Raw genomic sequence first — 10,807 nt, 5'->3', positions numbered from 1 at the left:
CGCTGGCACCGCCCCGGGCGGGGGTGCTTGGACCGGGAAGGCCGGGGCGGTGCCAGCGAGCGGCGGGGCCTGGGCGGGGGAGGCCCCGGCCTGGGGCTGGGCCGGAAAGCCCGCCTGAGGTGCCTGGGCCGGAAAGCCCGCCGGGGGCGCCTCGCCCGGGAGGGCCGGGGCGGCGGCGACGGGCGGCGGGGGCGCCTGGGCCGGGGAGCCGGGTGGCTGGGCCGCGTACGCCGTCGGCGGGGTCGCGTGGGCGTAGGGCGGGGCCGGGGGGTGGGGGACCGTGGAGCGGTAGTCGACCGCGCCCTGGGTCATGCGCATGTAGGCCTCCTCCAGGGACGCCTGGTGCGGGGACAGCTCCCACAGCCGCACGTCCGCCTCGTGGGCCAGGTCGCTGATCCGGGGGAGCTCGCAGCCGAAGACCTTCAGCGCGCCGTCCTCCTCCGGCTGGACCTGCGCCCCCGCCGCGCTCAGCGCGCGGACCAGCGCCTCCCGCTGCCCGTCGGGCGTGCGGACCCGGGCGAAGCCCGTGGAGTTCTGCGCTATGAAGTCCCGCACCGGCAGGTCGGCCATCAGCTGGCCGCGCCCGATGACGATCAGGTGGTCGGCCGTCTGCGCCATCTCGCTCATCAGGTGGCTGGAGACGAACACCGTCCGGCCCTCGGCCGCCAGCCGCCGCATCAGGTGCCTGACCCACAGGATGCCCTCGGGGTCGAGGCCGTTGACCGGCTCGTCGAACAGCAGCACCCGCGGGTCGCCCAGCAGCGCCGCGGCGATGCCCAGCCGCTGGCCCATGCCGAGCGAGAAGCCCTTGGAGCGCTTCTTGGCCACCTCCGTCAGCCCCACCACGGCCAGCACCTCGTCCACCCGCCGCGCCGGGATGCCCGCGAGCTGCGCCAGGCACAGCAGGTGGGCGCGGGCGCTGCGGCCCCCGTGCTTGGCGTTGGCGTCCAGCAGCGCGCCCACCAGGCGCGGGGCGTTCGGGAGCTGCCGGTACGGGTAGCCCCCGATCGTGACCGTGCCGGAGGTGGGCGCGTCCAGGCCCAGGATCATCCGCATCGTGGTCGACTTCCCGGCGCCGTTCGGGCCGAGGAAGCCGGTGACCTTGCCGGGCTGCACCCGGAAGGACAGGTTGTAGACGGCCGTTTTCGAGCCGTAGCTCTTGCTCAGGCCGATCGCCTCGATCATCCGCTCACCCATCGCAGCCGATACGCGTCCCCCATTGAGCCCAGAACCCTATCGGCTGCGGCGGCCCGGCGTCCCGGAAGGCCCTAGGCGTCCCGCTTCCGCAGCACGGCCCAGCCGGCGAGCAGCGCGGCGGCGATCCACAGCAGCATCACCAGCAGCCCCGTCCACGGCCCGTAGGGGCGTTCCCCGTCGTCCACGACCGCCATGATCCGCGAGCCCGCCCGGTCGGGCAGCCAGTCCCCGACCCGCTCGGTGGCCGAGACGTTGGCCAGGATGCCGGAGATCATGAAGAAGAAGGGGATCAGCACCCCGAAGGACAGCATCGGGCTGCGCAGCACCCAGGTCAGGGCCATCGCGAACAGCGCGATCAGCCCCAGGTAGAGCCCGGCCCCGAAGACGGCGCGCAGCACCCCGGGCCGTCCCAGGTCCGTGCGGTGCTCGCCGAGCGCGGCCTGCCCGAGGGCGAACGTCAGGAAGCTGGTGGCCATCCCGACCAGCAGCGCCAGGGCGGTGGCCACCGTCAGCTTCGCCGCCATCAGCACCCCGCGGCGGGGCACGGCGGCCAGAGAGGCGCGGATCATGCCGGTGCTGTACTCGGTGGAGACGGTCAGGATGCCGAAGGCGATCATGGCCAACTGCCCCAGGGCGATCCCCGCGAAGCTGGTCAGCGTCGGGTCGAACGTCAGCCGCTCGCGCCGCGAGAGGTCGTCGAAGGTGTGGTCGGTCAGGGCGCTGATCAACGTCCCCAGCGCGGCCGTCACCAGCAGCGCGGCGGCCAGCGTCCACACCGTGGAACGCACGGAGCTGATCTTGGTCCACTCCGCGCGCAGCACCCGGCCGGTCTCCGCCACCGCTCAGCCCTCCCGCGCCTGGTACTCGACGCGCCCGTGCGTCAGCCGCATGAACGCCTCCTCCAGCGAGGCCCGCTGGGGACTCAGCTCGTGCAGGACCACGCCGCGCTCCGCGGCCAGCTCCCCGATCCGGGCGGCCAGTTCCGCGGGGCCCGCGGGGGGGCGTTCGGCCTCCAGGGCGCCCTCGGGGCCTTGGCGCGCCTCGATGCCGGCCGTCGCCAGGGCGTCGCGCAGCCGCTCGGGCTCGGGAGTGCGGACACGCACGAAGGTGCGGGCGTTCTCCGCGATGAAGCGGGCCATGGAGGTGTCGGCGAGGAGCCGGCCCTGACCGATGACCACGAGGTGGTCGGCGGTCAGGGCCATCTCGCTCATCAGGTGGCTGGAGACGAACACGGTCCGGCCGTCGGCGGCCAGCCGCTTCATCAGGTGGCGCACCCAGTGGATGCCCTCGGGGTCGAGGCCGTTGACCGGCTCGTCGAAGATCAGCACCCGCGGGTCGCCCAGCAGGGCCGCGGCGATGCCCAGGCGCTGGCCCATGCCCAGGGAGAAGCCGCGGGGCCGCTTGCGGGCCACGGACTCCAGGCCCACCAGGTCCAGCACCTCTCCGACCCGGCCCGGCGGGATGCCGTTGCTCTGGGCCAGCCAGGTCAGGTGCCGGCGGGCCGTGCGGCCGGGGTGGACGGCCTTGGCCTCCAGGAGCGCGCCGATGCGGGTGAGGGGCCGGCGCAGCCGGTCGTAGCGGCGGCCGTCGATCAGGGCGGTGCCGGAGGTGGGGTGGTCCAGGCCCAGGATCATCCGCATCGTGGTGGATTTGCCCGCGCCGTTGGGGCCGAGGAAGCCGGTGACCAGGCCGGGGCGCACGGCGAAGGAGAGGCCGTCCACGGCCGTCTTCGGGCCGTACCGCTTCGTCAGGCCGCGCACCTCGATCACGGTTCGACGCTGACACGGCGCAGGGGCCGCCGCCCGGTGGGGGCGGCGGCCCCTGCGCCGTTGAGGTGAGGGGGCGGGCGCGGGCCCGCCGCCTCCGGGGTCAGCGGGACTGCTGGGCGGGAACGCCCTTGGCCAGGCCCTCGTCGCCGTCGTCGTCGCCGAGGGTGGCGGCGGCGACCTGAGCGCCGGTCAGGGTGGCCAGCATCTCGCGGACGTTGGTCAGCTGGGCGTTGATGCTGTCGCGGCGGTTGGTCAGGGCGGCCAGCTCGCGCTCGGACTCGCTGCGGATCCGGTCGGCCTTGGCGTTGGCGTCGGCCACGATGTCCTCGGCCTGGCGCTGCGCGGTCTCCACCGTCTGGCGGGCCCGCCGCTCGGCGTCGGTGCGCAGCTTCTCGGCCTCCAGGCGAAGCTGCTCGGCGCGGTGCTCGATCTCGGCCAGGCGCTTCTCGGCCTTGGCCTGACGGGACGCCAGGTCGCGCTCGGACTGCTCGCGGCGCTTGGCGAGGTTGGTCTCGAAGTCGGCCGCGGCCTGGGCCGCCTTCGCCCGGGTGTCCTCGAAGAGGGCGTCGGCCTCCTCGCGCTTGGCCTGCGCGTCCTTCTCCGCCTCGGCGCGGGTGGCGGCGGCGTCGCCCTGCGCCTTCTCGACGATGCGGGAGCCCTCGTCCTCGGCCTTGGCCTTGCGCTCGGCGGCGTAGGACTCGGCGTCGTTGCGCACCTGCTGGGCCGCCGCCTCGGCCAGCTCCCGGTGCTGCTCGGCCGCGCGACGGGCCTCCTCGCGCAGGTCCTTCGCCTCCTCCTCGGCGAGGCGGAGGATCTTCTCGACCCGGGCGCCGAGACCCGCGTAGGAGGGCTCGGCGTCGGAGATGGCTGCCTGGGCGTTCTGCGTCTCTAGGTGCAGCTCCTCAATCCGCTTCTCCAGCGACGTGATACGAGCCAGCGCGCTGTCGCGGTCGGCGACGAGCTTGGAGATGCGGTCGTCCACCTGCCCGCGGTCGTAGCCGCGCCGCACGAGCTCGAAGCCGAAGGGGGAGGATGTTTCGCTCATGAGGTTCCTGTCGAATCAGACGGCTGAGTGAGATGGTGATCTGTCGGGCCTGGGCGGTCAGCGCTTCGAGGTCGAGCTCCTAAAGCCTGGAGTCGGACGGGTCCATGCCCTCGGAGGCATCATCCTAGGGGGCAACCCGGCGTGTCATCGAGCCGAACGGGTTTCTGTGTGGAGAATGTTCGGCCGCAACCACGGGGTGCCCGCGCGGTGGATCTTGCGGGTCCCGGGCCGGTGAGCGCGCCCGTCCCCGGGGGCTCGAGCGGCCGGGTCCCGCCCTAGTTCGCCGGGCGCTTTCCGCCGCCGGGACGGCGAGGGCCGGCCCCCGCGCCGGCGCCCGCCGCGACCGTTCCGCCGCCGTTCCCGCCTCCGGGCTTGGGCGCCTCGAAGGACTCCAGCGCCTCCAGCACGTCCTGCACGCGGGAGATCTCGGCGTTGATGTCGGCGCGCCTGCGGGCGAGCTTCTCCAGCTCACGCCTGCCCTCCTCCACCGTGCGCTTGGCCTCCCGCTCGGCCTCGGCCCGCATCTGCTGCGTCTCGCGCAGCGCCCCCGCACGCTGCTGCTCGGCGTCCTTCAGCAGTGCCTCCGCCTTCCTGACCGCGGCGACACGTACCTTACTCGCCTCGGCGTTCGCCTCCGCGACGGCCTGTTCGGCGGTGGCAGCGGCCTCGGCGCGCTGCTCCTCGGCGGCTTTCATCAGCTTGTCGACGCGCTCGCCCGCGGCCCGCGACAGCTCGGCCGCCTCGCGCCTGGCACGGTCGTGCAGCTCCTGCACCTCGGTGTCCACCCGGGCCCGGCGCTCCTCGGCCCGCTCGCGGATGGCCGCCGCGTCCCGGCGCGCCTCCTCCAGGAGCTGGTTGGCGTCCGCCCGCGCGGTCTCCACCAGGTGGGCGGAGGCCTCCTGGGCGTCCTCGACCAGGCGGCCCGCCTCCTGGCGGGCGGCGGCCACCATCGTGTCGGACTGCTTCTCCGCCGCGGCGGCGGTGCGCAGCGCCTCCTCCTGCGCCTGGGAGAGCAGCTCGTCGGCCTGCTCGGCCGCCTCGCTCCGCTTGCGGGCCGCCTCGGTGCGGGCGCTGTCCAGCAGCGCGTCGGCCTCGGCGCGCACCCGCTCGGCCTCCGCGGCGGCGCCGGAGCGCTGCCGCTCCGCCTCCGCCAGCGCGTCCTTGACGGTCCGTTCGGCCAGCGCGGAGGCGGCCTCCTTCTCCTCGGCCGACTCCCGCAGCACGCGGGCGGCCTCGCGCTCGGCCTCCGAGCGGTGGGTGGCGATCTCCGCCTCGGCGGCCTCCCGCAGCCCCGCGACCGAGTCGCGCACCTGCTGCGCCTTGTGCTCGGCGGCGGCCACCAGCGTTTCCGCCCGGCGCTCGGCGTCGTCGATGCGCCCCCGCGCGGAGGCCAGCAGCTCCTCGCTCTGGGCGTGCGCCTGCGCGCGCTCCCGGTGCGCGGCCTCGCGGGCCTCCTCCAGCAGCGCGTCGGCCTCGGCCCGCAGCCGGCCGGCCTCCTCCTGGGCCGCGGCCAGCGCCTGCGCCGCCTCGGCCGCCGTCCGCTCGGCCGCCGCCGCCGCGTCGGCCCGCACCCGGTCCGCGGACTGGGTGGCCGCGTCGCGCAGCCGGTCGGCCTCGGCGATGGCCTCGCCGCGCAGCCGGACCGCCAGCTCCTCGCCCTCCACGCGGAAGCGGGCCGCGTCGGCCATCGCCTCCTCGCGCACTTGCGCCGCAGCCTGCTCGGCCTGCTCGGTCAGCGCCCGGATCCGCTCCGCCGCCTCCGCCCGCAGCCGCTCGTTCTCCGCCAGGGCCTCCGCGCGGATGCGGTCCGCCTCCGCGCGGGCCGAGGCCAGCGCGTCCTCGGCCTGCGCCAGCCGCTCCTCGGCCTCGGCCCGCAGCCGCTCCAGCTCGGCGGTGGCGGCCTCGCGCTCCGCGCGCGCCGCCTCCCGCGCCTCGGAGCGCATCCGGCGCGCGGTCTCCTCGGCCTCCTGGGTCGTGCGCTCCGCCTGCGCGCCCGCGTCCGTGCGCTGCTTCTCCGCCTCCGCGCGCGCCTTCTTCAGCGCCGCCTCGGCCTGATTGCGCAGCGTCGTGGCCCGCTCGATCGCCTCGGTGCGCACCCGTTCGCTCTCGGAGGTGGCCGCCGCCCGCAGCTCCTCGGCGTCCGCGCGGGCCTGGGTCAGCACCTCCTCGGCCGTGGCCGCCGCCTGCTCGATCTGCGCCACGGCCTCCCGGCGGGCCTCGGCCCGCAGCCGCTCGCCCTCCTCGGCCGCCTCGGCGCGCAGTTGCTCCGCCTCGCCGCGCAGCCGGCGGGCCTCCTCCTGGAGCTGGACCGTCTTGGCCCGGTACTCCTCGGTGTCCGACTGGGCCGCGCCCTTGAGCTGCTCGGCCACGTCGTGCGCCTCGGCGCGCAGCCGGTCGGCCTCCTCCTCGGCGGCCTGCCGCAGGCGTTCGGCCTCCTCCACGGCGGCCCGGGTGGTGGCCTTCGCCTCCTGCTCGGCGGAGGTGAGCACCTCCTCGGCGGTCCGCGCCGCCTCGGCCAGCTGCGCCGCGTACTCCTCGGCGGACTTGGAACGCGCCTCCTCCGCCGCCTCGGACACCAGCCGCTCGGCCTCGGCCCGCGCCTCGTCCAGCGCCTGCTGGGCCTCGGCCCTGCGGCTCTCCGCGTCCCGGGTGGCCTCGCCGACCATCCGCGCGACCTCGGCCTTGGCCGTCGAGGTGCGCTGCTCGTAGTCCGACTCGGCCACGGCGCGGCGCTTCTCCGCGTCCGCCGTGGCCTCCGCGACCAGCCGCTCGGCCTCCTCGCGAGCGGTCCGCAGCTCCGCCTGGGCCTCGTTCGCCCGCTCCTCGGCCTTGCGGACCAGCGCGGCGGCCTCCCGGCGGCCGGTGTCCGCCTCCTGCGCGGTCGTGGTCCGCAGCAGGTCGGCGTGGTCGGCGGCCTCCTGGGCCTGCGTGGAGGCGGCCGTCAGCATCCGCTCGGCGTCCGCGCGGGCCCGGCGCAGCAGCTCCTCGGCCTCCGCGCGGGCGGTCTCGGCCTCCGCCGCCAGGCGCGCCCGGGCCTCCTCGGCCAGCCGCAGGGCCTCGGCCCGGGCCTGGGAGACGGTCTGCTCGGCCTCCGCCCGGCTCTCCTCCAGCAGCCGGCGGGCCTGCGCCTCGCTCCGGGCGCGCAGCTGCTCGGCCCAGGCGACGTTCTCGTTGACGTGGGACTCGACGGTGGAGCGGCGCTGCGCCAGCTCCTCGTCCAGGCGCTGGCGGCGGCCCACCGCCTCGGCGTGCAGCTCGGCCTCCATCCGCGCCCGCTGCTCGGACTGCTCCTGCAGGACCCGCTGCGTCCTGGCCCGGGCCTCCCGCAGCTCGCGCTCGGCGTCCGAGCGGATCTGGTCCGCCTGGTGCTGGGCGGTGCGCAGTAGCTGCTCGGCGTGGGCGGTGAGGTCCCCGTACACGGGGCGCAGGGCCAGCGCCCGGCGCACCTCGTGCAGCTTGGCGCGCAACACCTCGACCTGGTAGCCGAGGTCGTCGGCGTGGTCGACCGCCTTGTCCCGCTCCTTCTTCAGCCGCTCCATCTCGGCTTCGAGCTGCGAGAGGTGGTCCTCAGCCTGGTAGGCGTCGTAGCCCCGCACTGCGCGGTCCCATCCGTCCCCTGGTCGTGGTGAAGCAAGATCCGGTTGTCGCTCCGGTCTTCGGGCGAACGCGGGACGAGCTGGAAGCCATGCCCCGGCTGGGCCACTCTACCGGCCGGGGCAGCTCGCGTCAGTGGGCTCCGGCCTCGTCGGAGGGATCCTTGGCGGCGGCCGTCACGAGCTCCGTGAGCACTCCGTGACAGTCCTTGGGGTGCAGGAAGGTGATGCGGGAGTTCATGGAGCCGCGCCGGGGCTCGTCGTACAGCACCCGCACGCCCTTGCCGCGGATCTCCGCCGCGTCGCCGTCCACGTCGGCGGTGCCGAAGGCGATGTGGTGCACGCCCTCGCCGTTCTTGGCCAGCCACTTGCCGACCGCGGAATCCTCGCGGGTGGGCTCGAGGAGCTGGAGGTAGGAGGCGCCGCCGTCGTCGGTGCCGTTGATCCTGAGCATGGCCTCGCGCACGCCCTGCTCCTCGTTGACCTCCGAGTGGAAGACCTCGAAACCGTAGGTCGCACGGTAGAACTCCACCGTCGCGTCGAGGTCGAAGCAGGCGATCCCGATGTGATCGATACGCGTCAACATTCCCCTAGTGCATCGTCTTTACGGGGAGGTTGCAACGTGCGCACCGTCACACGGACGCGCCGGTGACCCCCCGCATCACGCTCTGTAGATTGACGTAAACCCTCGTTTACTCCCGATTCTTCCGAGGAGTGCAGCATGACAGCAACCAACGGCATCACCTCCGTGGTCGTCGCGGGTGCCAGGACTCCCATGGGCCGCCTGCTCGGCTCGCTCAAGCCCTTCTCCGGCGCGGAGCTGGGCGGCTTCGCCATCAAGGCCGCGCTGGAGCGCGCCGGGGTCTCCGGCGAGCAGGTGCAGTACGTGATCATGGGGCAGGTCCTCCAGGCCGGGGCGGGGCAGATCCCGGCGCGGCAGGCCGCCACCAAGGCCGGCATCCCGCTGACCGTCCCGGCACTCACGGTGAACAAGGTCTGCCTCTCGGGCCTGGACGCCATCGCCCTGGCCGACCAGCTCATCCGGGCGGGCGAGTTCGACGTGATCGTGGCCGGCGGCCAGGAGTCGATGACCAACGCGCCGCACCTGCTGCCGAAGTCCCGGGAGGGCTACAAGTACGGCTCCCTGGAGGTCCTCGACTCCATGGCGCACGACGGCCTCACCGACTCCCTCGAAGGCATCCCGATGGGCGCCTCCACGGAGAACTTCAACGCCCGCCTGGGCATCACCCGCGCCGAGCAGGACGCCGTCGCGGCCCTGTCCCACCAGCGGGCCGCCGCCGCCGCGAAGAACGGCGTCTTCGAGGCCGAGATCACCCCCGTGGAGATCCCGCAGCGCAAGGGTGACCCGGTCCTCTTCGCGCACGACGAGGGCGTCCGCGGCGACACCACCGAGGAGTCCCTGGCGCGCCTGCGCCCGGCGTTCTCCAGGGACGGCACCATCACCGCCGGCACCTCCTCGCAGATCTCCGACGGCGCCGCCGCCGTCGTGGTCATGTCCAAGGCCAAGGCCGAGGAGCTGGGCCTGGAGTGGCTGGCCGAGATCGGCGCCCACGGCAACGTCGCGGGCCCGGACAACTCCCTGCACTCGCAGCCGGCCAACGCCATCCAGCACGCCCTGGGCAAGGAGGGCCTGAGCGTCGACGACCTCGATCTCATCGAGATCAACGAGGCGTTCGCGGCTGTCGCCGTCCAGTCAATGAAGGCCCTGGGCGTCACCCCGGAAAAGGTGAACGTGAACGGCGGCGCCATCGCGCTGGGCCACCCCATCGGCATGTCCGGCGCCCGCGTGGTGCTGCACCTGGCGCTGGAGCTGCGCCGGCGCGGCGGCGGCACCGGCGCTGCCGCCCTGTGCGGCGGCGGTGGCCAGGGCGACGCCCTGATCGTGCGCGTGCCGCGGGCCTGACCCCGGCGCCCCCGGCGCCCCCGGCGGAGGACGGGCCGGCCCGCGTGCGGGCGGGCGGCCCGGCCGGACGCGGCGGGAGAGACTGGGGCGCACCGGGCCATGTCGGCCATACCGGGACGCGAGCGGGACGAGAAGGGAATGCGGAGACGGTGACGGAGATCGACGTGCAGGACCTGGTGGCCGGCGCGCGCGAGGGCCGGCCCAGGGCGGTCGCCCGGCTGATCTCCCTGGTGGAAGGGGCCTCGCCCCGGCTGCGCGAGGTGATGGCGGCGCTGGCGCCCCACACCGGCCACGCGTACGTCGTGGGCCTGACGGGCTCCCCGGGCGTCGGCAAGTCCACCTCCACCTCCGCCCTGGTGACCGCCTACCGGCGGGCCGGGAAACGCGTCGGCGTGCTCGCCGTCGACCCCTCCTCGCCGTTCTCCGGCGGTGCCCTGCTCGGGGACCGGATCAGGATGGGCGAACACGCCGGCGACCCCGGCGTGTTCATCCGTTCCATGGCTACCCGCGGCCACCTGGGGGGCCTGGCCTGGGCCGCCCCCCAGGCGGTCCGCGTGCTGGACGCGGCCGGGTGCGACGTGATCCTGGTGGAGACCGTGGGCGTCGGCCAGTCCGAGGTGGAGATCGCCGCCCAGGCCGACACGGCGGTGGTGCTGCTCGCCCCCGGCATGGGCGACGGCATCCAGGCGGCGAAGGCCGGAATCCTGGAGATCGGCGACGTCTTCGTCGTCAACAAGGCGGACCGGGACGGCGCGGACGCCACCGTCCGCGAGCTGAACCACATGCTCGGGCTCGGCGAGGCCCGCAAGCCCGGCGACTGGCGCCCCTCCGTGGTGAAGACGGTCGCCGCGCGCGGCGAGGGCGTCGAGGACGTCGTGGCCGCGCTGGACAAGCACCGCGCGTGGATGGAGGAGCGCGGCGAGCTGAACGCCCGGCGCACCCGCCGCGCGGCCCGCGAGGTCGAGACCATCGCCGTCACGGCGCTGCGCGAGCGCATCGCGGACCTCCGCGGCGACCGCCGCCTGACCGCCCTCGCGGAACGCATCGTGGCCGGCGGCCTCGACCCCTACGCGGCGGCCGACGAACTGATCGAGGGCGTCACGGGTCCCTGAACGTCCCGGCCGCGCCGTCGCCGGCGCGGCCTGTGAGGGGTCCCGCGGCGCGGGCCGTCGACCCCCGCGCGGGTCCCCTCGCGGGCGTCGCGGCCGTCAGAGGTTCCGGCTGTCCTCCGCTCCGCCGTCGTTCCGGTCCGCGCGTTCCGCGCGGGCGCCCCCCGGGT

Annotated in this window: 8 protein-coding genes; 2 read left to right on the top strand and 6 right to left on the bottom strand. The window is 75.1% G+C overall.

Features of this window, described 5'->3' with window-relative positions:
- The 6 genes from RM780_RS08435 to mce form a co-directional block, all read right to left on the bottom strand.
- On the bottom strand, window positions 1–1,185 hold a 1,185-nt coding region (locus RM780_RS08435; RefSeq protein ID WP_311629933.1), incomplete at its 3' end, for an ABC transporter ATP-binding protein.
- 83 nt (window positions 1,186–1,268) lie between these two features.
- A complete protein-coding gene (locus RM780_RS08430) occupies window positions 1,269–2,036 on the bottom strand; it encodes an ABC transporter permease (RefSeq protein WP_311629928.1) in 768 nt (255 codons plus the stop codon).
- A 3-nt stretch (window positions 2,037–2,039) separates the two neighbouring features.
- Window positions 2,040–2,966, bottom strand: a complete 927-nt coding sequence (locus tag RM780_RS08425; RefSeq protein WP_311629927.1) for an ABC transporter ATP-binding protein — start codon at window positions 2,964–2,966, stop codon at window positions 2,040–2,042.
- 100 nt (window positions 2,967–3,066) lie between these two features.
- Window positions 3,067–4,011 (bottom strand): coiled-coil domain-containing protein, encoded by a 945-nt coding sequence (locus tag RM780_RS08420; RefSeq protein WP_311629926.1) that lies wholly within the window; start codon window positions 4,009–4,011, stop codon window positions 3,067–3,069.
- A 275-nt stretch (window positions 4,012–4,286) separates the two neighbouring features.
- Window positions 4,287–7,607, bottom strand: a complete 3,321-nt coding sequence (locus tag RM780_RS08415; RefSeq protein ID WP_311629925.1) for a hypothetical protein — start codon at window positions 7,605–7,607, stop codon at window positions 4,287–4,289.
- 130 nt (window positions 7,608–7,737) lie between these two features.
- Window positions 7,738–8,190: a methylmalonyl-CoA epimerase gene (mce, locus tag RM780_RS08410; RefSeq protein ID WP_311629924.1), complete on the bottom strand. Its 453-nt coding sequence runs from the start codon at window positions 8,188–8,190 to the stop codon at window positions 7,738–7,740.
- Window positions 8,191–8,325: 135 nt separating this feature from the next.
- On the opposite strand from mce, the gene RM780_RS08405 reads away from it, so the two are divergent.
- Window positions 8,326–9,528 carry an acetyl-CoA C-acetyltransferase gene (locus tag RM780_RS08405; protein ID WP_311629923.1) on the top strand — a complete coding sequence of 401 codons (1,203 nt, stop codon included), beginning with the start codon at window positions 8,326–8,328 and terminating at the stop codon, window positions 9,526–9,528.
- A gap of 149 nt (window positions 9,529–9,677) precedes the next feature.
- Window positions 9,678–10,640, top strand: a complete 963-nt coding sequence (gene meaB / locus RM780_RS08400; RefSeq protein ID WP_311629922.1) for a methylmalonyl Co-A mutase-associated GTPase MeaB — start codon at window positions 9,678–9,680, stop codon at window positions 10,638–10,640.
- Window positions 10,641–10,807 lie beyond the last annotated feature (167 nt).

Source organism: Streptomyces boetiae (genome assembly GCF_031845405.1).
Lineage (GTDB): Bacteria > Actinomycetota > Actinomycetes > Streptomycetales > Streptomycetaceae > Streptomyces > Streptomyces boetiae.
The sequence above is the reverse complement of the archived record's forward strand: the minus strand, read 5'-3'. Positions and strand labels throughout refer to the sequence as shown.

Excerpts from the sequence above, each read along its gene's own strand:
- RM780_RS08420 (WP_311629926.1), bottom strand. The coding sequence starts at position 4,011 with ATGAGCGAAACATCCTCCCCCTTCGGCTTCGAGCTCGTGCGGCGCGGC.
- mce (WP_311629924.1), bottom strand. The coding sequence starts at position 8,190 with ATGTTGACGCGTATCGATCACATCGGGATCGCCTGCTTCGACCTCGAC.
- RM780_RS08405 (WP_311629923.1), top strand. The coding sequence starts at position 8,326 with ATGACAGCAACCAACGGCATCACCTCCGTGGTCGTCGCGGGTGCCAGG.